General features: G+C 39.4%; 19 protein-coding genes. 2 read left to right on the forward strand and 17 right to left on the reverse strand.

Annotated elements, in window-relative coordinates; genetic code table 11:
• Positions 1-85 precede the first annotated feature (85 nt).
• From pyk to PT281_RS02045, 3 genes are all read right to left on the reverse strand, one after another.
• Positions 86-1,855 carry a pyruvate kinase gene (gene pyk, locus PT281_RS02035; RefSeq protein WP_277151577.1) on the reverse strand — a complete coding sequence of 590 codons (1,770 nt, stop codon included), beginning with the start codon at positions 1,853-1,855 and terminating at the stop codon, positions 86-88.
• A gap of 30 nt (positions 1,856-1,885) precedes the next feature.
• The gene (gene pfkA / locus PT281_RS02040; protein WP_277151580.1) at positions 1,886-2,845 is read right to left on the reverse strand and encodes a 6-phosphofructokinase; all 960 of its coding nucleotides are present in this window, start codon (positions 2,843-2,845) and stop codon (positions 1,886-1,888) included.
• 167 nt (positions 2,846-3,012) lie between these two features.
• On the reverse strand, positions 3,013-6,141 hold the full coding sequence (locus PT281_RS02045; RefSeq protein ID WP_277151582.1) for a DNA polymerase III subunit alpha: 3,129 nt from the start codon (positions 6,139-6,141) through the stop codon (positions 3,013-3,015).
• 111 nt (positions 6,142-6,252) lie between these two features.
• Here PT281_RS02045 and PT281_RS02050 point away from each other — a divergent pair, with 111 nt between their 5' ends.
• Entirely contained in the window at positions 6,253-6,459 is a 207-nt protein-coding gene (locus PT281_RS02050) for a YjzD family protein (RefSeq protein ID WP_277151891.1), read from the forward strand.
• Between the two features lie 47 nt (positions 6,460-6,506).
• Here PT281_RS02050 and PT281_RS02055 read toward each other — a convergent pair whose 3' ends face one another.
• From PT281_RS02055 to uvrC, 8 genes are all read right to left on the reverse strand, one after another.
• Entirely contained in the window at positions 6,507-8,054 is a 1,548-nt protein-coding gene (locus PT281_RS02055) for a bifunctional UDP-sugar hydrolase/5'-nucleotidase (protein WP_277151584.1), read from the reverse strand.
• 69 nt (positions 8,055-8,123) lie between these two features.
• Positions 8,124-8,315, reverse strand: a complete 192-nt coding sequence (gene rpmF, locus PT281_RS02060; RefSeq protein WP_277129694.1) for a 50S ribosomal protein L32 — start codon at positions 8,313-8,315, stop codon at positions 8,124-8,126.
• Between the two features lie 111 nt (positions 8,316-8,426).
• Positions 8,427-8,648, reverse strand: coding sequence for a lipopolysaccharide assembly protein LapA domain-containing protein (locus PT281_RS02065; RefSeq protein ID WP_277151586.1), 222 nt, complete (start codon positions 8,646-8,648; stop codon positions 8,427-8,429).
• Between the two features lie 8 nt (positions 8,649-8,656).
• Positions 8,657-9,457 carry an SDR family oxidoreductase gene (locus PT281_RS02070; protein WP_277151588.1) on the reverse strand — a complete coding sequence of 267 codons (801 nt, stop codon included), beginning with the start codon at positions 9,455-9,457 and terminating at the stop codon, positions 8,657-8,659.
• Positions 9,450-10,391, reverse strand: a complete 942-nt coding sequence (gene rnz, locus PT281_RS02075) for a ribonuclease Z (RefSeq protein WP_277151590.1) — start codon at positions 10,389-10,391, stop codon at positions 9,450-9,452. Before rnz ends, PT281_RS02070 begins: the two co-directional genes overlap by 8 nt.
• A 12-nt stretch (positions 10,392-10,403) precedes the next feature.
• The gene (locus PT281_RS02080; protein WP_277151592.1) at positions 10,404-12,323 is read right to left on the reverse strand and encodes an acyltransferase family protein; all 1,920 of its coding nucleotides are present in this window, start codon (positions 12,321-12,323) and stop codon (positions 10,404-10,406) included.
• A 27-nt stretch (positions 12,324-12,350) separates the two neighbouring features.
• Complete coding sequence (gene obgE, locus PT281_RS02085) at positions 12,351-13,655, reverse strand: GTPase ObgE (protein ID WP_277151594.1); 1,305 nt, start codon at positions 13,653-13,655, stop codon at positions 12,351-12,353.
• An 80-nt stretch (positions 13,656-13,735) separates the two neighbouring features.
• Positions 13,736-15,538, reverse strand: a complete 1,803-nt coding sequence (gene uvrC / locus PT281_RS02090; protein ID WP_277151595.1) for an excinuclease ABC subunit UvrC — start codon at positions 15,536-15,538, stop codon at positions 13,736-13,738.
• 169 nt (positions 15,539-15,707) lie between these two features.
• Here uvrC and PT281_RS02095 point away from each other — a divergent pair, with 169 nt between their 5' ends.
• Entirely contained in the window at positions 15,708-15,830 is a 123-nt protein-coding gene (locus PT281_RS02095; protein ID WP_277151597.1) for an SPJ_0845 family protein, read from the forward strand.
• A gap of 28 nt (positions 15,831-15,858) precedes the next feature.
• On the opposite strand, the gene yihA is transcribed toward PT281_RS02095, so the two are convergent.
• The 6 genes from yihA to PT281_RS02125 all read right to left on the reverse strand — a co-directional run bounded on the left by yihA (position 15,859) and on the right by PT281_RS02125 (position 23,275).
• Positions 15,859-16,446 carry a ribosome biogenesis GTP-binding protein YihA/YsxC gene (yihA, locus tag PT281_RS02100; RefSeq protein ID WP_277151599.1) on the reverse strand — a complete coding sequence of 196 codons (588 nt, stop codon included), beginning with the start codon at positions 16,444-16,446 and terminating at the stop codon, positions 15,859-15,861.
• Positions 16,436-17,701: an ATP-dependent Clp protease ATP-binding subunit ClpX gene (clpX, locus tag PT281_RS02105; RefSeq protein ID WP_277151601.1), complete on the reverse strand. Its 1,266-nt coding sequence runs from the start codon at positions 17,699-17,701 to the stop codon at positions 16,436-16,438. The genes yihA and clpX overlap by 11 nt, the downstream gene beginning before the upstream one ends.
• Before the next feature lie 126 nt (positions 17,702-17,827).
• The gene (gene tig / locus PT281_RS02110) at positions 17,828-19,150 is read right to left on the reverse strand and encodes a trigger factor (protein ID WP_277151603.1); all 1,323 of its coding nucleotides are present in this window, start codon (positions 19,148-19,150) and stop codon (positions 17,828-17,830) included.
• 143 nt (positions 19,151-19,293) lie between these two features.
• Positions 19,294-20,484 carry an elongation factor Tu gene (gene tuf, locus PT281_RS02115; RefSeq protein WP_277129706.1) on the reverse strand — a complete coding sequence of 397 codons (1,191 nt, stop codon included), beginning with the start codon at positions 20,482-20,484 and terminating at the stop codon, positions 19,294-19,296.
• A gap of 185 nt (positions 20,485-20,669) precedes the next feature.
• Positions 20,670-21,503: a tetratricopeptide repeat protein gene (locus tag PT281_RS02120; RefSeq protein ID WP_277151605.1), complete on the reverse strand. Its 834-nt coding sequence runs from the start codon at positions 21,501-21,503 to the stop codon at positions 20,670-20,672.
• A 2-nt stretch (positions 21,504-21,505) separates the two neighbouring features.
• Positions 21,506-23,275, reverse strand: a complete 1,770-nt coding sequence (locus PT281_RS02125) for a ribonuclease J (RefSeq protein ID WP_277151607.1) — start codon at positions 23,273-23,275, stop codon at positions 21,506-21,508.
• Positions 23,276-23,317 lie beyond the last annotated feature (42 nt).

Consider the following 23,317-nt stretch of genomic DNA (forward strand, 5'->3'; position numbering starts at 1 on the left):
CTGTCTTTATTAAGTATAAAAGAAAATGATGCAAAATAAAATAGCCAGCACTCAAGCTGACTATTTTATTTAATTTTAGCATTAATTACAGGTTAGAAATTTCACCTTGGTAAATGGCACCGCGCCGTGCATCAACCGTAATGGTGATACCGCTGGCAATCTTTTCTGTTGCGTCAGTAACCCCAACGACAACTGGAATGCCAAGTGACAGACCAACAACAGCGGCATGTGAAGTCAATCCAGATGCTTCAACTACTAAACCAGATGCCTTTTTAATTGCTGGCATGTAATCAGGATCCGTAGTCTTAGCAACTAAAATGTCGCCTTCCTTAACCTTGCTGTTAGCTTCTTCAGCACTATTTGCGACAACTGTCTTACCAACAACAGAGCCGTTACCAACACCTAGACCTTGAGCTAACTTGTTACCGATAATTTGTAATTTCATCAAGTTGGTTGTACCTGAATCACCAACTGGAACACCAGCAACGATAATTACCAAGTCACCATCTTTAACGTAACCTTGTTCCTTAGCAACTTTAGCAGCAACTGCGAACATATCATCAGTTGATGTTGGCTTTTCAGTCAATAATGGTTGGACGCCCCAAGTAATGCCTAATGAGTGTTCGATCTTTTCATCAAAAGTCAAAGCCAAGATATCAGCGTTTGGCCGGTATTTCGAAATCATTCTAGCAGTATAGCCTGAGTTAGTTGCCGTAATAATTGTCTTAACACCCAATTCTTGAGCAGTCCGAACAACTGATTCACCGATTGCTTCAGTTACGTTTGAACCCTTGTATTCTTCAAAACGTTGTAAAGCCAAAGTATTACGCTTAAGTAATTGTTCTTCGGTTCTTTCATCAATTTCTGCCATTGCCTTAACGGCTTTAACTGGGTACAAACCATTAGCAGATTCACCAGAAAGCATGGTGGCATCAGTACCATCAAGAACAGCGTTAGCTACGTCTGAAACTTCAGCACGAGTTGGACGTGGATTTTCTTGCATTGAGTCAAGCATTTGGGTAGCAGTAATAACCGGCTTACCGAGTGCATTAGCACGTCTAATTAAATCTTTTTGAACAAATGGAACATCGATAAATGGAATTTCAACACCCATGTCACCACGAGCAACCATTAAACCGTCTGAAACTTGCAAAATTTCATCGACATTGTCGATACCTTCTTGAGATTCAATCTTAGGGTAAATTTTGACGTAGTCACAGTCAGCATCTTCACACAATTTACGAATGTCTAAAATGTCTTGAGCTTTACGAGCAAAAGAAGCAGCAATAAAGTTAATGCCATGCTTTAGACCGAATTTAATATCGTCAGCATCTTTTTCAGTAATTCCTGGAAGCCGAATTTCAACACCAGGTGCGTTAACACCCTTCTTTGAGCCGATTACACCGGTATTTTGTGCTTCACAGACTAATTCATGATGTTCATCATCCTTATCGGTAATCAATAAGTCAACTAAACCATCATCAATTAAAACGTGTCCACCAATATGAGTATCATCGTAAAGACCTGCATAAGTAACGTGAATCTTATTCTTATTACCTTCTTGGGAATCATCCATTGAAACACGGATAACATCGCCAGTGTTAATAGTAAACTTGCCGCCTTCTTGGTCAGTGGTTCTGATTTCAGCACCCTTAGTATCCAAACAAATACCAAGTACTAAGCCAGTTTCTTTTTCAACTTGACGAACCATCTTCATCCGTGAAAGGTGTTCTGCATGGTCACCGTGCGAGAAGTTAAACCGGAATACATTTGCACCAGCTTTAGCTAAAGCTGTGATTGTTTCAATATCATTTGAAGCTGGCCCTAACGTACTAACAATTTTAGTTTTCTTCATTATGTAAAAATCTCCCCAAAAATCGGCTAATTACTTAGTCATTTCTTCATTTATATCTAGCAGTGTTTCATCACTGTGGTGTTTTTCATCAAACAAATCAAGGATGTCATGCGTACTTAACTCGTTATTCTCCATGCCGACAGCTAAACCGCCTTGACCATCAAGAAGTAACTTAACCGCATAATTACCCATCTTTGTGGCATTAATCCGGTCAATAACGCTCGGTGAACCGCCGCGTTGCATGTGACCGATAACATTAGCACGGGCATCAAAATTGCCATACTTTAAGAGTTCATTCTTAAAGTCATTGGCGTTCATCACACCCTCAGCTAACACAACAATACCATGGTCTTTACCGTCTGCAAAACCACGCTTGAGTGTTTCAGCAATTTTCTGAACGCTATATTCACGTTCAGGGATCACAATTGCATCAGCACCACTAGCTAGACCAACACGCATCGCAATATCGCCACAATCGCGGCCCATCACATTAACAATGAACACACGGTGGTGGCTGCTAGCAGTGTCGCGAATCTTGTCGATTGCTCGCATCGCAGTTGTACATGCAGTATCTAAGCCGATTGTATAATCAGTATACGGAATATCGTTATCAATTGTTCCCGGAAGACCAATTGAATTAATACCGAGACGAGTTAAGGCTAATGCACCATGATATGAACCGTCACCGCCGATAACGATAACAGTATCAATTCCATGCTTTTTTAGCTGCTCAACACCCTTTTGCTGCACTTCCTGTTGTGCAAATTCAGGGTAACGAGCACTATAAAGGAATGTGCCACCTAAACTTATTTTGTGGTCAACATCTTCCGCCGTAAGCGGAATAAAATCACCCGCAACTAACCCAGCAAAACCATAACGAATACCAACGACGCCGAGTCCGTGATGAATTGCGGTCTTGGTCACTGACCTTATAGCCGCGTTCATCCCGGGAGCATCCCCGCCACTGGTTAAAATACCAATTCGTTTCATGAATTCACCTCATCAAGATTTATTGTGTAATTTCTCACATCCATTAGATTCTAACATTTTTTTGGTAAAAAATCTCACAAAAAACGATTATTTTTCCCGCTTTAGCAGCCTTTTTAAATGGTAGCGCTACCAAAGCGTAATTGTTAAGGTTTGCGCAAAAAAATAATTTAGCCTTTAAAATTAATTGCCTTTAAATTGGTTAAAATATATTGTTTTTTACTTGAATCATAACGGTCATTTTGAATTCTAATCCCAAGCAAATAAACATTGCCTTCCTTGAGATTATCTTGCACTTTTTCATAAATATTAGGAAAAATCACAATTTCCTGCCGGCTGGTCGAATCAGCAAAACTGGCAAAAGCCATCGTGCTGCCTTTTTTTGTTCTAATTAACTTGAGGGTCATCAATTTACCCACAGCAATCCCCGTATCATTAATCGCAAAATCACTCAAAGATCGCGCGTTGAACTGTTCGGCATATTTTTGCGCAGCAACCAAAGGCGAGGTCATTGTTGAAAAGCCGAGTACCTCATTTTCCATTTCTGCTAGTTCTCCTTTAGTAGCTTCAGGAATTTCCTTAATTGGCACCCCGCCTAAACTTTCAGAAAGCGCTAAATTCTGCCCCGTTAATTGAACATTTTCAATAATTTCCTGACTGTTTGCCAATAGTTCCTTACGATTATGATACAAATGATCAAAACACCCAGCTTGAATTAACGCCTGAATAACCTTTACCTTAATAAATTTAACATCAATTCGCCGCAAAAAGTCATCAAGCGACGTAAATGGTTTCTCTTTCCTAAGCTGAATAATTTCTGTTAGTAAGTCTAACCGCACACCCTTAACCGCCTTTAAACTAACCAGAATTTTGCCCTTAATTACCTGGTAATCTAAGCCGCTATGATTAATATCGGGCGGTAAAATCTTAGTACCGGCTTCTTGGGCGCGCATCACGTAGTCACTTAGTTTAAGGCGGCTGCCGCTATTTGAATTAAGCATCGCTGCATAAAACTCAGCTGGATAATGAACTTTCAAATACGCTAGCCAGAAGGCAATCTTCGTATAAGCCACCGCGTGTGACCGGTTAAAGCCGTAATTGGCAAACTGTTCAATATAATTGTAAACACGCTCAGCGACTTCTTTAGCATGACCTTTTTTAACCGCGCCAGCAATAAACTTTGTCCGCTCCTGCTCAATAACATCCTGTTTCTTTTTAGACATTGCCCGCCGCAAAATATCGGCTTCACCTAAAGAAAAGCCTGCTAAAACTTGCGCCGTCTGCATAACTTGCTCTTGGTAGACCAAGATGCCATAAGTCGGCGCCAAAATTGTCTTAAGTGCTGGATCAGGGTAAGTAACCTTTTGCTTACCCTTTTTGCGGGCAATAAAGGTTTGAATATTTTGCATTGGACCCGGACGATAGAGCGCATTAACAGCTACTAAATCTTCAAAATTATCTGGATGTAATTCTCGCAATACCTGCCTAATCCCACCTGATTCAAATTGAAAAACCAGGTCAGTTTCTCCCTGTTGGAAGGCTTTCATTGTCTGAAAATCATCTAACGGAATTTGGTTAGGATCAATTTTTTTACCCTGGCGTGCAATTAACTCGAGAGTATCACCCAAAATGGTTAAATTACGCAAGCCTAAAAAGTCAATTTTTAATAGTCCCAGCGATTCAACATACTTCTTGGTTTGCTGAGTAACAGGAATTCCTAATTGTCCTGTTTGCAAACCAGAAATCCCGGCAATGGATTTATCACTAATTACTAGCCCAGCAGCATGAATTGAATAATGCCGCGGCAAGCCTTCTAAGCCGCTAGCTGTTTGAAACAATAATTTGTTTTTGACGCTGGCTCCAACTAACAACCGCATCTTCGTTGATTGCTGGTAGGCCTCCTGCAATGTAATCTTGCCCTTAGCAAAAGGCACACCGCTCGACCACTTATTTAATTCAGCTTCACTTAAGCCAAACACACGCCCTGTATCACGCAATACCTGCTTGGCAGCTAACGTCCCAAAGGTCAAAATCTGCGCTGCATGATCCATGCCATACTTTTGAAACATGTACTTAATCACATCATCACGGCGATTATCTGGAATGTCCAAATCAATATCCGGCATTTCATGCCTTGCCGGATTTAAAAAGCGTTCAAATAATAAATGATACTGAATAGGGTCAACTTCTGTAATCCGCAAAGAATAAGACACTAGTGACCCACAAGCTGACCCTCGCCCTGGACCAGTGGTAATCCCTGAGCGATGACAATAATTAATTACATCCCAGACAATTAAGAAATAGTCATTGAAGCCCATCTGGTCAATGACTCCCAATTCGTAATTAAGCTGCTTTTGATAATCGACTGGAACTTGGCGATTCAAAAATCGTTCCTGTAACCCTTTTTGAGCTAAATAATTTAAATATTCCTTCGACGTTGGGAATTTCTGCTGCTTATATTGCGGCAAAACTGGCGTGCGAAAAACCACCTTGGCATTGCAATCTTGGGCAATTTGCCAAGTATTAGCCAATGCCTCATCAAGATCCATTTCATGATAGCGACTGCTTAACTCTTGCGCTGAGGCTAAAAAATGCGACCCCTTTTGCTTAGCCAATGCTTCTGTATCTTGCAAAACAGTTCCTGATTTAATCGCCTGCAACGTCTTACGTAAGAACTGGTCATTAGGCTTTAGATAACGTGTATCTTCTACACTAACTAGAGGCAGCGAGAATTGTCTTGCCAAAGTTTGCACGTAAGCCAGATAATTCTCTTGATGCCGCGCGGCATATACACCCAAATATAGCGAGCTGGATTGCGGTACTAATTTGAGCAGCTGCCGAATAAAGTCATTTCCTAATTGCTCCTGCTGCTCTTGCAGGTGGACTAATTCACTATTATCATTAGCAGGTACAATTAAGATTAACTCACCTAAGTACTTGGTTAATTCAGTTAATGTTAAGATTTTTTGGTTAGTCCCGTTTTCAGTTAACAAGTTAATTGCACTCGATAACCGTAAAATATTACGATAACCAGCATCTGACTTTGCCAGCGCAATAAGATCATATTGGTGGGCACTGTCAATTAAGCCATTGAGCCGCAACTGCATTCCCAATAGCGGTTTAATCCCAATTTTTTGAGCTAATTCATAAAAATTAACCAATCCGTAAGTAAAATTAATGTCGGTTAGTGCAACAGCCTCATAGCCCTGATCTTTTGCCGTTTGCAGCAAATCATTAATTTTAGTGGGACTTTCCAGCAGCGTAAACGTGCTAATATTTTGTAATGCGGCGATTTTCATCTTTGAGAGCCACCTTTCTTCTAAAATTAGTATACCAAAAACTAACTTTTTAGTTTGAAAAAGCACATGAACTTTGCTAAAATTCTACTATGTATGAAAGAGGGTACTACTATGGGTCGTTATATCGTGACTATCTGTTGGAGCGTTATCTATATGTTAATCGTGGGCTTTATCGCTGCACCATTAACACAAAGCGTCTTTAATTTACAAGATGCCATCATTGTTGGCGTAATCTTCGGTATTTTATTTGCGGCAATCATACCAACAATTACCGCTCATTCAAGTAAAGATAAAAGTAATTTTACCAAGCTTAAATAATTTTGAATTTAAAAACCGCTAGCTGTTTTGGCTGGCGGTTTTTATATTTAATAAAAATGATAATTAGTTTGTGAATCAACTTTAACTTCATTACTTGTTAAAAATGCTTGAAACATTTGCACGTAATCTTTGTCAGAAATTTCAAGAATTTTATCAGGGCTATATTCAGGATAAAAGCCGCCCCCCATCACGCGATAATTGTTAACGGCCAAGTAATAAGTCTCTTCATCTTGAAGCGGGCGACCATTTAATTCCAGTTTGGTCAAACGCTGTCCTACTGGTCGTGCAATGTCTGCTTCGTAATTCACGGGATAAAAAACATCAAAGTTAAAGAGAAAGTCACGTTTTTCTGGTAAAAATGTCACTTTACCAGCAGCATCTTTAGTTAAAAATGCCAAGCTATGTTCAATCACATGACGTAATTCACGACCAGTTAATTTTACCTTACATAACTGGTTAGAATACGGATAATTAAGCACCACATCACGCATCGTGACCTGCTTGCCAAAGCCTTTAGCCGTCTCGCTCATTACCGCGGTTGCCGAAATATCGGCACCGGTAAAATGCAGCTGCATTGACTGCAATAGGTTAATAAATGGTGCCCCTTCTAGCCGCGCTCTAGTAGCATCCCCAATTGGTGCTGGCTTTTTTAATGTCGCAATTGGATTGTCCAACCAATTTTGCGTTGCCTGATCTAGCGGTTTAGTTAATTCCGTAATGGTCTGGTCTTCCGCGTAATCCTTAGTGGCAATCAATTCAGTTGTTATTGACGTAATTTTTTTAGTCGCTTCATCAATATCAAGTACGACCTTACCAACGGCTTCGCCGCGATAACCCGGCTGCACAATTGCCGTCTGCTTGACTACCAATTGCATTTTTTGGTGTTGGTGCCCAGTTAAAAAGACATCAACTTCAGGAATTTGCGTTAGGATTTGGTAACCCTCATTTTCACCATTATGCGGCATAAGTTCACTACCCGTCTGCGGATCATTTTCAAAGCCGCCATGATAAACAACTGCCAAAACATCAACTTGTGGTCGCAAAATTTGGGCATAATGCTTAACTTGTGCAAAAGCTGAAGTAAATTTTAAACCAGCAAGATGGTCATCCGGTTCCCAATGGGGAATGTATTGGGTCGTAATGCCAATTATGCCGACCTTAATTCCCTGCTTTTCAATTATGCGATAGGCTTGCCCAAATGCCGGTTCACCAGTTTGCTCATTTAAAATATTAGCATTCAACATTGGCGCTGTATTTTGCGCAAGATAATACTTCAAATAATCTTGACCATAATTAAAGTCATGGTTTCCTAAAACGCGGGCATCATAACCAATTGTATTATAACTAGCTGTATACTCTTTAAGGGCGATTTTTGTATCTGCAGCGTGGACATAAGACGCTAATGGCGCTCCCTGAAGACAGTCGCCCGCATCGGTAACAATCACGTTCTCAGCACCATATTTTGCCTGCTGCGCTTTAATGACGCTAGCAACCCGGCTTAAACCAAAGGGAGCCTTATAATTAGTGCTATCTTGATAATCTGTTGCCAACAAGTAACCGTGGATATCACTAGAATGTAAAAATACTAATTTCATAATCTTTCTCTCTATAATTTTCAGAAAATTTGGGCAAAAAAAAGACACCAAAATTTCGGTGTCTTTTAATTAGTTGTTGTCGCTAGCGCTAGTTTCGTTAACCACTTGACGACCCTTGTAATAACCTTTAGGTGAAACTCGGTGACTCAAACGGTATTCACCAGTAGTTGCATCATAATGCATTGCTGGAACAGCTAACTTGATATGGCCACGACGTGAACGTTTCTTTTGTTTAGAAGTATGTCTCTTAGGAACTGCCATTTAAATTGATCTCCTTTATTGTAGATTTAAGTTTTAGGACGCTAATAAAAGTGCCTAAATTACCTCACGTGTGTTAATGATACTATTGAATGATAAATAAATCAAGATTTATTAGCTTTTCTTACCTTGATTATGTTTATTTGAACCCCAGAACCAACCAATTAAAACACCAATAATTATCATAACTACTAATACAATAATTAACGGTAATTTAACGTCAAAGAAGCCAAAATTGATTGCCACTGGCTTAGTATTAAGCACAACGAAAATCACTGCCAACAGAATTAGAACTAAACTAAAAATTAATTTTACCTGTTGCCATTTACTTTTCATGTTAGGCCCTACTTTCTAGAAGCATACTTTAAAGATAGGTTATCACCAATAGTTGGGAACAAGTTATACAATTTAGCCAAAGCAGCTAAGCTAAGTGGTAAATTAAGCTCACGTTTATTACTGCCAAAGTAATGAACAACTTGCCAAGCAACATCATCAGGATCAAGCATGAACTTTTCTACACTTTGAGCATACTTACCGCTCTTATCAGCAATATTAAAGAAATTAGTGTAAACAGGTCCCGGATTAACGGTCATGACTTTGACACCAAATGGCTTTAATTCCAACCGTAAAACATTAGAAAACTGGATAACAGCGGCTTTGGAAGCACTATATGCGGCAGACTTAGCCGTTGGAATCTTACCCGCAACTGAACCCAAGTTAATGATTTGACCAGTTTTTTGCTCGATCATGACCCGACCAACTAGTCTGGTAAAATACATTAGTCCTAAGACATTAACTTGAAACATTGCTGCTGTTTCTCGCCGATCCGTATCAACGAATTGCTCAAACTTACCAAAGCCAGCACAGTTAACCAAATAATCAATGTGCTTGGTTACCTTGGTTATTTCCTTAAAAGTAGCGTCAATTTGGTCATTTTTTCCCATATCAGTAGCAAAAGTATAAGAAGCCGCACCCGAAAGTTCCCGCGCTTCAGCAGCAATTTGCTTAAGCTTATCCATGCTACGATTGCGAGCAATCAAAATGACTGTGGCTCCACGCCCAGCGCTCTCTAACGCAATTGAACGACCAATACCGCTGGAAGCACCAGTTACAACTACAACCTTATTTCTTAACGAATCACTCATTGTTTTCACCTTTCATTGGAATCTCTACTCGGTCAAAATCATTAGCCAAATTAGTATTCGGAAATACTTTTCGTGCCTGTTTTTCCAAATTCTTAGCTTTAGCGCCCAAATATCTTGCCGAAATATGGTTCAAATATAAACTTTGGACGCCATTATCGCGCGCAATTTTGGCTGCTTCAACCGCAGTCGAATGATAATATGAATGCGCTAAGTCAGCTTCATTGCCGGCAAATGTTGATTCATGGACTAAGACATCCGCATTCTGTGCTAATTTAGCAATTGTTGGTGTTGAACGAGTATCATAAATAACTGTTACTATTCTACCAGGTTTATCAGGACCGAGAAAGTCCTTACCGTCTAAAACAGTACCATCAGCTAGTGAAACTTTTTCACCATTCTTTAGTTTACCAAGTAATGGACCGTTTGGCACATTATATTGCGCTAATTTATCCATTAAAAGTTCACCTTGATGTGAATCCTCAACTACCCGATAACCAAAACTAGGTACGCGGTGAACTAATTTTTCAGCATAAACCTTAAAACCTTGTCCTTGATAGATTAAGCCGCCCTGGTCTAACACAACAAACTTAATTGGGTAAGTAACCTTAGTGCGTGATACTCGCAAAGCTGTACGCACAAACTGTTCCAGTCCACTTGGACCATAAATTGTCAAAGGTCCAACATCACCTTGAAAAGATCTAGTTGCAAGTAAGCCCGGCAGACCAAAAATGTGATCGCCATGATTATGCGAAATAAAAATCTTGGTTACCTTGCGTAAACGGATATTTGTCCGCAATATCTGGTGTTGCGTAGCTTCTCCAACATCAAATAACCAGATTTCATTTATTTCATCAAGCATCTTCAGTGCAATACTTGAAACATTACGCTTTTTGGACGGTTGGCCCGCTCCTGTACCTAGAAATTGTAATTCCATATCTTTCCCGTTCTAAAATCTTGCGTGCTTGACAATTGTCTTCGCAATCAAAACACTATAATACTTTGATCCTACTGGTGTTGGGTGTGTATTGTCCTGATAAAACCAGTTGGAATGCTTCTTTGAATAATTATACCAATCAATGATAATTAAATTCGGATATTTTTTGGCTGCCGTTTGCAGCAACTTATTAACCTGATTTTGCCATGGCTTAGTTGGCACGTGTGTATTAATCCAAAAGACCTGCGTCTTGGGTCCCATCTGCTTCATTAGCCGATCTAAGTCACGCATTGAAAATGGTCCATTAGTCCCAAGACCAATTAAAACGTTGTTGGCTAAGGCCTTTTGGGACTGATACTGATTAATTAATCCCGTAGCCACACTTAATTGGCGTGACACTGCAGCATCGATTACAGCCTTAGGCATCAATTGCGCAAGCGTATTGCTCGAACCTGCCATTACGGAATCACCAATTGCCGTTAACTGCACTTTTTGTGCTAATTGCAGGTCTAATTGTGAAATGCCATATTTTTTAAATGACCGGTTAACTGGATGACTTTTTGCGGTGCGTTGTGCCTCATTAACTAGTTTAGTCCTTTGCCGCGTTTTTTTCTTGGCTTTTTGCAATTTAGAAATTAAAATTTGATTATCTTTTTTCTGTTGTACTTGATTTATCCTAATCCGTGTAGCCAATTGCGACTTATTAAAATCTTGTGCTTTAACCGTCGGTGAAACTAAAATCCCCGTGGTACCAATTAAAAATATCAAACAGCTAACAATTGCTTGTAATTTAGTTAAATAATTTGTAGTTGACTTTTTAAACAAATGACTGCAATATTTTTTAAATTTTACCCACGTAGTTTTGCCCAGTGGCTGTTCAATTAAACGGTAGGAAATTTCACTTAACAGCAAAATCAAAACAATTTCAATTAACGGATACAGCAAAACATGATCCGCCATATTGGTTACTTTGTCTTCAAAGAAAATCATTACGGGAAATTGATAGAGATATATTCCGTAACTGCGTGAACCAATCCAGTTAAATAGTGGATTAGTCAGCCACTTATTCCAATGACTACCTGGGTGAGCAATAATTCCGACCAAAATAGCCGTGAATAACGTAAATAATAGCATCCCGCCATAATAAGGAAATGCCTGTTCTGGATTCATCTGGGGACTAAAGAACAACCAAATTAAACCGCATAATGATACTAAACCCACGCCGTCAAGCAGCCAAGTATCAACCTTAGTAACATTCTTACGTAACTTTTCCATTGGCCAGATTACTGCTAAAGCTGCACCTAACCCTAACGAAAAGAAGCGTGTATCTGTACCATAATAGATTCGATTAATGTCAACACCGCTATGATACATAATTGCCATCTCTAGCGCTGAAGCAATAGACACACCGAATAAAATCCAAAAACTTGTTTTTCGTTTCTTAGCAAACTTAACTAGTAAAAAAATTACGATTGGCCATAAAAGATAAAACTGACCGTTAATTGACATTGTCCATAAATGCGTAAACGGTGATTCATTAGTAGCAAACCGTTCAAAATAACTTTGACCATTTAAAATCTGCCAGAAATTATAAACATTCAGCAGGTTAGCTGCCACAACTTGTGCTAATTTAACTAGCAAATTACGTTGAAACAAAAAGATATAAGCTGCCGATAACCACAAAACAGCAATTAACGGCGGATATAATTTTTTAATCCGACCTAAATAAAATTTGCGTTGATCGTAATACCCTTGCTCGCGGTATGCCTTAAACATATGATCCGTGACTAGATATCCCGATAACACAAAAAAGATCGGCACCCCAAGATAACCGCCGACGAAAGTATTAGGATTGAGGTGATATAAAATCACGCCAATCACTGCCAATGCTCTAAGTCCAGAATATCCTGTAATAAACCGATTTTTTGTCATATTGTCAAACTTTTCTATTTAATGATTCTATTGGACAAATTCAAAATTGAATGTACCAATTATTACGTCGTCGCCGTCTACGGCTCCATTTTCGCGTAAAGCGTCATCAACGCCTAAATTCTTCAGCTTACGAGCTAACCGCATAACCCCATCGTGGTGGTCAATATTGGTACGTTCAACCAGCCGAAGCAAACTTTCACCTTTAATCTCAAAGACATGATCTTCAAGTTTTTCAATTGTAAACTCATTCTTTTTAGGAGCAGTAAACTTGTATTCCTTAGTTTCTTCAACCTGCTTAGGAGCTTCTTCAGCCTGACGCTTTTCAACTTCAGCAACCATCGTAGCAGTATCTTGCATCAAGACATCAACGCCTTGATGAGCTACACTTGAAATTGCATAAACAGGTTCTGTAATCCCTGCTGCCTGCAAGTTTTGCTTAAATTCAGCAAGCTTCTCATCTGAACCAGGAAGATCCATTTGTGAAGCAACAATTAATTCCTGCTTGTTTTCAAGATTATCATCATAAGTCAACAATTCTTTACGAATCGCCTTGTAATCAGCCATCGCATCACGACCATTAGCTGGATCCATTGAAACGAGGTGCAAAATAACTTTAGTTCGCTCAATATGGCGTAAAAATTGAATTCCCAAGCCAACACCTTGACTGGCACCCTCAATTAATCCGGGCAAGTCAGCCATTGAAAAGTCCCGACCATCAGGCAGGATCACCATGCCTAAATTAGGCGTTAACGTAGTAAACGAATAAGCTGCAATTTTTGGCTTAGCTTTAGTAACAACTGATAGTAAGGTCGACTTACCAACAGATGGAAAGCCAACTAACCCAACATCAGCTAATACCTTTAATTCCAGCCGCAAGATGCGATCTTCTCCCGGTTCGCCGTTTTCAGCAATTTCTGGTGCCGTGTTTACGCTTGTGGCAAAGTGAATATTGCCGCGTCCGCCGCGTCCGCCGCGTGCAACAACTAATTCCTGCTTGTTTTCGGTTAAATCACCAATTTCTTCATTGGTATCAAAGTCATAAACTGTTGTACCAATCGGGACCTTTAAGTATAAATCCTTTGCACCACGCCCATATTGGGACTTAATGCGTCCATTTTCACCGGATTCCGCTTTAAATTTTCGCCGATAACGAAAATCCATCAACGTTCTTAATCCGCTATCCGCAACAAAAATAATACTGCCGCCACGACCGCCGTCACCACCGGCTGGACCGCCATTTGGAACGTACTTTTCATGGCGGAAAGCAACCATGCCATCGCCGCCTTTACCGGCTTGGACTTCAATCTTAGTTTGATCGACAAATGTAGGCATGTCAATTCTCCTTCCGTCTCTTAAACTCTAATACATTACTATAACATAAAAACTACTGTTATCACCCGTTAACTTTACAATTACAGGGTTAACTTAATTGTTTGCGCTTGCGGCAGTGTTAAGCCCACAGCTCGCAATTCATCAATTGATGCTTCTTTAATCTTTTTAAGAGAACCGAACTGCCGCAACAATTTATTTCTACTCTTGGGACCAATTCCTTTAATCGAGTCTAATTTACTCGACAAAGCATTTTTGGCATGCGTTTTACGGTGAAAGGTAATCGCAAACCGGTGGACTTCATCTTGAATTCTAGTCATCAAGTAAAAGCCCTGTGATTTTGGATCAAGCGGAATCAGCTTTAGGGGTATGCCATTAATTGGATCACCAAAAAGCAAGTGGTTGGTGCGGTGCTTATCATCCTTAACCATTCCCGCAACCGGAATGTTCAGGTTTAATTCATTGCGCAATACGTCTTCACACGCTTCAACTTGGATTTGTCCCCCATCCATTAGGATTAGGTCGGGCATCTTCTGGTGTTCACGCAGCAGCCTGCCATAGCGGCGTCTAACAACTTCCCGCGTGTTTCTGACTTCATCGCCACCATTTTGGTGTTCGACTTCACCCTTGAGCTTATACTTCCGATAGGCATTTTTGTCAGGCTCACCATCTTTGAAGACAACTAACGCCGAGACAGGATCAGCTCCCTGAATATGTGAGTGGTCAAAACTTTCAATAACGTGGCCATAAGGCAACTCAAGTGACGCAAAAATTTCTTTTTGTGCCCCCTTAGTCTTGCGATTGCCTAGTTCTAACAACCTAAATTTATCGTCAAGCTTTAATTTAGCATTATCCTTAGCCATATCTAAAAGCGCTCGTTTTTGCCCGCGCTGCGGTGTTCTAACCGGTACAGCCAACACCTCGGCTAATGCTTCATTATCTAAACCTTGTGGTACCAATACTTCTTTGGGTAAAATTCGGTTCTTTTGCCCATAAAACTGCACGATAAACGATGCAAAAGTATCCTCTGGATCACTGGTATCAGTTAACGGATACATCCGCGTTTCACGACGTAGTAATTTAGCCTGCCGCAAGAAGAAAATCTGAATCGAAATCCAAGATTTATCAACATAAAAATTAAAAATATCGCGCTGCTTATTATCATTCGAGATAATTTTTTGCTTTTCAACGGTTTCTTCAATGTATTTCAACTGATCACGAATATCTGCTGCCCGTTCAAATTCAAGATTCTGTGATGCTTCCAGCATCTTTTGGTTCAAATCCTGCTTAACTGAAGCAATATCACCATTAAGAAAGCTTTTGATTTTCTTAATCTGAGCATCGTACGTTGCCTTAGGTACAGTCTTAAAACAAGCACCCAAGCACTGTCCCATATGATAATACAGACACGGGCGCCCTTCTTTACCATGACAATGCCTAAGGGGAAAAACTTTTTGAATAAATTTCAAAGTTGCCTGAGCCGCATAGACATTAGGATACGGACCAAAATAGTAACCGCCATCGCGGCGAACAATACTCGTTAACTTTGTCTGTGGGTCACGCTCATTGGTGATTTCAATGTAAGGATAACCTGTACCTTGTTTTAATTGCACATTATAATAAGGCTGATATTTTTTGATTAGCGTAATTTCTAATAAAAATGCTTCCTTGTCAGTCGACACCGTAATAATATCGTAATCACGGATTTCCCGTACTAATTCGGCGCGCCGACCAACTTGTTTACTTTTAAAATATGAGCGTACCCGATTTTTTAGATTTTTTGACTTACCGACATAAATAACTGTCCCATTAATGTCCTTCATTAAGTAACAGCCCGGCTGCGCGGGTAATAATTTCAATTTGTTTTCAATTAATTCTGTCGCCAAAAAATCACTCCCCCCAAAATGTATTATTAATTTTAACATAACTCAACTGAAATCGGTTTTATTCTAACTTCGCCATTAGCTTTACATAATTAAAATTATTTAAAATAATTTAATACTAGCTCTCGCCACCAAATTTTATTATAATGAGCTTAACGAAAGGATGATATTTATGGGCTTAACTTTTAAAAAACAAGATGAACTAGAAAGATTATTTGATAAGTTCGCAACTGTACCAGAAGATAAAAAGAAAAAATTAGGCAAAGACATTAAAAAGAAAACTAAAGACAAATAAAAATGACTCTAATCAGAGTCATTTTTATTTACTGTAAATGTTGTTCGATCCAGTCACTTAATTCTTTGACATGTATTCTTTTAACTGAGCTGTATGTCAGAACAGTAACATTGTCATAGGACAAATCCAGTGTCTTTTTCAAATTAGCAAGCACCTTATTAACTTGATTTTTTTTGACCTTATCAATTTTGGTACAAACCAATAGAATCGGTAAATTCAAGTATTGCGCATAATTATACATGGCAATATCGTCTTTAGTTGGTTCATGACGCGAATCAACTAAAATGATTAAGCCCCTCAAATTTTCTCGCGTTTCAAGATAATCCTGAATCATTTCACCGAATTGAGCTCGTTGCGATTTTGAAACTTTAGCATAGCCATAACCAGGAACATCGACTAGATAAAACTCCTCATTGACAATGTAAAAGTTCAAGGTTTGCGTTTTTCCCGGTTGTGATGAAGTCCTGGCAAGATTTTTTCGGTTTAACAGAGAATTAATCAGGCTTGACTTACCAACGTTAGATCGTCCCGCAAGTGCAATTTCAGGCAGATCATCTTTTGGATACTGGTCTTCACGAACGGCACTAATCGCATAATCACTGCTTCTAATGATCATTTGCGGTTACCTTCATTTCATCGTCTTCTACGTGGCGAGTTATTTTGGGCTCAGCATCATGTGTAATTACGTCCTTAGTAACTTCTACTTCTTCAATATCTGTTTCACTTGGCGTTTTATACATGATACCCATCATTGCATTTTCAATAATTGTCCGCAAACCGCGCGCGCCCATATTACGTTCAATGGCCATATCAGCAATTGCCTTTAATGCACCATCCGTGAACTTCAATTTTACTTGGTCAAGCGCTAATAACTTCGTATATTGCTTAACTAACGCATTCTTTGGTTCTGTCAAAATCCGGACTAGGTCGGAATTATTGAGCTTATCAAGCGTGGCGATAATTGGAATCCGACCAATAAATTCGGGAATCAAGCCGAACTTAACTAGGTCAGCAGTTGTCAAATGCTGCGTCCAGGCATCATCCTGCGCCTGATTAAGTTCATTTTCAGCACTAAAACCGATAATCTTTTTGCCTAAACGATTCTTAACAATTTGTTCAATACCATCAAAGGCACCACCAACAATAAACAAAATGTTAGTTGTGTCCATCTGGATCATCTCTTGTTGTGGGTGCTTACGTCCACCTTGTGGTGGAACGGAAGCAATAGTTCCCTCCAAGATTTTCAATAATGACTGCTGCACGCCTTCACCGGAAACATCACGCGTAATTGAAACATTTTCTGCTTTTTTAGAAATTTTATCAATTTCATCAATATAAATAATGCCGCGTTCTGCGCGATCAATGTCATAATCAGCGTTTTGCAATAATTTAAGTAAAATATTCTCGACATCTTCGCCAACATAACCTGCCTCAGTTAAGGTAGTTGCATCAGCGATTGCAAATGGCACATCCAAAATTCGCGCCAAAGTTTGGGCCAAATAGGTTTTACCAGAACCAGTTGGTCCAATTAAGGCAATATTTGATTTTTGTAGTTCCGTGGATGAGTCAACATCCATTTGACTAATTCGCTTGTAATGGTTGTAAACAGACACTGAAAGAACCTTTTTAGCTCGTTCCTGCCCAATCACGTATTGATCAAGTTGCTTCTTGATTTCCATTGGTTTTGGCAGGTCATGGGCTTTTTTTAGTGAGTCTGACTTTAACTCCTCGTCAATAATCTTTTTAGATAAATCAACACACTCATTACAGATATATACTCCGTTACCAGCAATCATCTTTTTAACTTGATCTTGTGTTTTACCACAAAAAGAGCATTTGATTTCTTCCTGATCAGTAAACTGTGTTGCCATACTATTCCTCCTGTAATCTACAAGAATAAGGTTATCATAAATTTTAAAAAGTACCAGAACTATTTGCTTGTAGAAAATAAAAAAGGTGGTTTATCACAAACCACCTTTTTTATTAGAAATTAAATTCTATTTTTTATTAGACTTGTCGTCTTCTTTAATCTTAGACTTAGCAACTTGTTTAGCGTTGTCAGCTACAAGATCGATGGCCTTGCGAACATTAATATCATGAGCAAGCATTTCATCTGTCAAAGTACCACGGACAGTCTTCTCATCCATATTGTATTCACTAGCAAGATCCTTGACTTCCTTGTCAATTTCTTCCTTTGAAGCTTTAAGATCTTCAGCCTTAACAATTGCTTCAAGAACTAAGTTAGTCTTAACTCTTTCTGCAGCGTCCTTGCTAAATTGAGCACGCAATTGATCCTCAGTTGTATTAGTTAACTTGTAGTAAGTTTGTGGACTAATACCTTGGCGTTGCATGTTACCCAAGTACTGGTTCATTTGGGTGTTAACGTCTTCTTGAAGCATTGCATCAGGAATTTCGTCAATTGTAGCGTTAGCCACAGCACCTTCAATAGCTGCTTGCTCAATAGCATCCTTAGCAGTATTTTCTTTTTGTTCCTTCAAGCTCTTCTTGATCTTATCTTTTAATTCATCAAGAGTTTCAACAGAATCATCAACATCCTTAGCAAATTCATCGTCTAATTTAGGCATTTGCTTTGACTTGATTTCATGAATCTTAGTTGCAAAGTGAGCTTCTTTACCAGCTAAGTCTTTAGCACCGTAGTTTTCTGGGAAGGTAACTACTACATCAACATCGTCACCAGCTTCGTGACCAATAAGTTGGTCTTCAAAGCCAGGGATAAACGTGTTAGAACCAAGTTCAAGTGAGTAATCGTCAGCAGAGCCACCATCAAAGGTCTTGCCGTCAATTGTACCCTTGTAGTCAATTGTTACAGTGTCGCCTTTTTCAGAAGCACCCTTCTTAAGAACAAGTTCAGCATTCTTTTCACGGTCTTTTTCAAGTTCAGCATCAATATCCTTAGCATAAACACGTGTGTTTTGCTTAGGTACTTCAATACCCTTGTAGTCGCCCAATTCAACTTCAGGTTCAACGGAAACAATAGCCTTCATTGTCCAATCCTTGTCAGCATCCATTGCCATAGGTTGAATTTGTGGTTGACCTACAGCAGCAATACCAGCTTCTTCAACAGCAGCTGAATATGCCTCTGGCAAAACAATGTTCAAAGCATTCTCATATAATGCTTCTTCACCATAGTATTGGTCAAAAATAACGCGAGAAACATGACCTTTTCTAAAGCCAGGAACACGCAAACTATTCTTTACTCTTTTAAAAGCTTGATCCAAGCCGCGCTTAACCTCAGCTTGAGAAATATCAAAAGTAAGTTCTCCGGCAGTCTTACCGGTCTTATTCCATTTTACAGACATTAATTAAATACCTCCAATGTCGAGTTCGATCGCTTTGTTGCGTACTAAATTATCTTACATTAAACGCGCGCAAAAAACAAATTTAGGCAAAAAAAATGTACTTCTATGAAGAAGTACATCTTTTTTAACTGTCTCTTTAGAAACTAGTCAAGAATTTCAGTAACCTGACCAGCACCAACAGTACGACCACCTTCACGGATAGTGAACTTAGTACCCTTTTCAATGGCAGCTGGTTTAATCAAAGTAACAGTAAATTCTGTGTTATCACCAGGCATAACCATTTCAGTACCTTCTGGCAATTCGATTTCACCAGTAATATCAGTGGTGTGGAAGTAGAATTGTGGACGGTAGTCTGAGAAGAATGGAGTATGACGTCCTCCTTCTTCCTTCTTCAAAACATAAACTTGACCCTTAAATTCTTTATGGGTTTGAATTGAGCCAGGTGCAGCCAAAACTTGTCCACGAACAACTTGATCACGGTCAATACCACGAAGCAATACACCAACGTTATCTCCGGCTTCACCCAAGTCTAAAGTCTTGTGGAACATTTCCAAACCAGTAACAACTGACTTAAGAACTTCTGGTACCAAACCAACGATTTCAACTTCGTCACCGGTCTTGATAGTACCACGGTCGATACGACCTGAAGCAACAGTACCACGACCAGTAATAGTGAAGACATCTTCAACTGGCATTAAGAATGGCTTGTCAGTTTGACGTTCTGGAGTTGGAATGTATTCGTCAACAGTGTCCATTAACTTCATGATAACGTCTTGTTGTTCCTTGTCACCTTGTAAAGCTTTCAAAGCTGAACCACGGATAACTGGAATATCATCACCAGGGTAATCGTATTCAGTTAACAAGTCACGAACTTCCATTTCAACCAAGTCGATCAATTCTGGGTCGTCAACTAAGTCAGTCTTGTTTAAGAAGACAACGATGTAGTTAACACCAACTTGACGAGCAAGCAAAATGTGTTCACGAGTTTGTGGCATAGGACCATCAGTTGCGGCAACAACTAAGATAGCACCATCCATTTGAGCAGCACCGGTAATCATGTTCTTGATGTAGTCGGCGTGACCCGGAGCGTCCATGTGAGCGTAGTGACGATTTTCAGTTTCGTACTCTACGTGGGCGGTATTGATAGTAATACCACGTTCCTTTTCTTCTGGCGCAGCATCGATTTCTGAATAATCTTCAGCCTTTGCTAAGCCTTTTTCTGATAAAACTTTAGTAATAGCCGCAGTTAAAGTGGTCTTACCATGGTCAACGTGACCGATAGTACCAATGTTTACGTGTGGCTTCGTTCTAACGTAATGTTCTTTTTCTGCCATTAAAATGACCCTCCTGTAATTTTGCAAGAAGTCCGTTGAGTAAGTAACGGATAATTCTCTGTTGAATATTGTACTACTTTCATTGGCAAATGCCTAGTATTTTAATGCATAGAGCCATGCCTAATGAAAACGTCCTTTGCTATTATACTAAATACTTTCAAAAAGTAAAGTCTTTTTATTCAAAATTATTTAGGTAAATTAGCATAAACTTGCTCAAACAGCTTACGGTGACCTCGACCATCGTGATGTTCAATATATGATGCAAGATCACTAGCAAAGCTGTCTGGCTCATCAACGTACTTAGCTAGTTTAGGATAAAGACTGCCTAAAATCAAGTTTACTTCACCCAAAACCGTTGGTAATTGATTAGGACGATGATAATATCGCGAGCCGATTGCTGAAATAATTTCGCGGTAAACTGTACCCTTTTCCAATAATTCAGTTTCTTGAGGGATAAATTCTTCATTTTGACCTAACACCAAAACGTGAATCTTATCCTTAACCCCAAGACGAACTAAATCTTCGCACAGAGCAATCCGCACGGCAAAGTTTAAGCTTGGATCCAGCAAAAGGCTTTGAGCAAAGTTAATAAAATTAGGTAAATCCAATTTGAACAACTGCTCATAATCAAACTGGGTAACCTGCTTTTTCTGCTTAAAATTTTGCATTACCTCTTGCTGCTGAGCTAGAGCAATTGGCGTAACAGTAATCTTAACCCTATTTTTACTTAAATTTTGGACTTCAAGCGCTTCAATCAAAAAATGATTTGCCTGTAAAATTTTACTGTACTCCGCAAAAATCGCTTGGTCAGAAAAAAGATCAGGTTCTTCTTTAATTAACGCAAAAGCAGCATACTCTTGCCCAGCTTTTAAGTATAAATCACAAAGACTGATTACTAATTCAGTTGTGCGACCACTGCGCAATGCTTCTTCTAAATATTGGATTCCCTGCTCAAAATCACCAGCTGCTGCGCTTTTTTGGGCTAAATTAATTAAATTTTGTTGACTCAGTGAAGTCATCTTTAGTCCTTTTGCCCAGCTTTTTGGTTCGACTTTTTATTTGTTGGCGCTTGTTGTTCAGCATCCTGCTTATTATTACGCTTTTGCATTGCTCGATGGCGATTTTGATTAACTTCCATCACAACTGGCAAGACAACAGGTCGACGATTAGTCTGCTTGTATAAGAACTTCTCAAGGTCATTACGGACATCTTGCTTAATCTCAGTCCAATCAAATTTTTTATGAGCAAAATTATTGTTGATAGTTTCCTTGATTAACTCAATGCTGTCATGCATTAGCTTACGATTAGCCTTAATATAGACAAATCCGCGGCTGGTAACCTGGGGCTCGGCAATAATCTTCTTCTTGCGGCGGTCAATTGTAACAACAGCAATAAAGATACCATCATCAGACAATACTTCTCGATCACGCAAAACGATATTGCCCACATCCCCGATACCTGAGCCGTCAATCATGGTATCCTCACCTGGTACTGGGTCAGTTAAGTACAATTTCTTTTGCTTGAAGTCGTAGCTCAAGCAGTCACCATTTTTGGTAATAAAAATATTTTCTTTCTTCAAGCCAGTTCTTATTGCTAAATCCTTATGGATTTCAAGCAGACGATATTCACCAATTACTGGGATTAAAAACTTTGGCTTTAAAGTATCAATTAATAGCTGCAAATCGCGGCCAGTCGCATGACCACTTGTATGTTTGGCATGTCCTAATTGGATTACAGTTCCTCCAGCACGGTAAACCATATCGCTTGTTTGAGCGAGTGTTGTTTCAACCGCGTGAGACGGTGTTGTCGAAATAAAGACCAAATCGCCCTGATGAATTGTAATCATGCTATGCCGATTTTGTGCCATTTTCTGTAAAGAATTAAGCGGCTCACCCATCTGACCGGTTTCTAAGATTACCGTCTTATTATCAGGAGTTGTCTTCAGGTCTTTGACCCGCATTAATAAGCCCTTAGGTGCCTTAAGATAGCCTAATTCCATTGCTGTTCGAGCAATCTTAGCCACGTCGCGGCCAGTTAATAAAACGCGTCTGCCAGTTCTTTGAGCGGCATTAAAAACTTCCTGCATTCTAATAATATTAGATGCCTTGGCAGCAACAATAATACGTCCCTCAGTATTACGAAAGACATTAGTAACGTAGTCACCAATACTTTGCTCAGAAACATTTGGTAACGATGCTTCCGCGTTTGACGAATCACTTAAAAGTGCTAAAACACCTTTTTGCGAAATTTCAGCGAGTCGATCCATATCAGTGCGATAATTCGGCGCTGCTGATGGGTCAAATTTGAAATCTCCCGTATAGACAACTTCACCGGCTGGAGTATGGACATCAATTCCTAATGAATCTGGAATCGAATGTGTTGTATGGAAAAACGAAATATTCGCATTCTTAAAATCAATTTCAGTTTCCGCATCAATTGTATGAAACAGACTATTCTTACAACGCTTGTTGACCCGCTTAACCTTGATCTTAGCGAGTTCAATCGTTAATTGTGAGCCAAATACCGGAATATCATAGTCTCGCAAAATATACGGTAAGGCACCGATAGAGTCAGCGTGTCCATGCGTCAAAAAGATGCCGACAACCTGATCGCCGTATTGCTCAAAAAAATCAAGATCCGGAATAACCAAATCGATTCCAAACAAAGAACTATCAGGATACTTCAGTCCTGCATCAAGGACAAAAATTTCATCATTGACTTGAACAGCGAACATGTCTTTTCCTTGTTCGCGGACGCCGCTCAAAATCATTATTTTAACTTGATCAGCCATTATACTTCCTTTTCTATTTCTATTCAGTTGTTATTTTATGGA

Origin of the sequence: Lactobacillus sp. ESL0701, assembly GCF_029433445.1 — a bacterium.
Lineage (GTDB): Bacteria > Bacillota > Bacilli > Lactobacillales > Lactobacillaceae > Lactobacillus.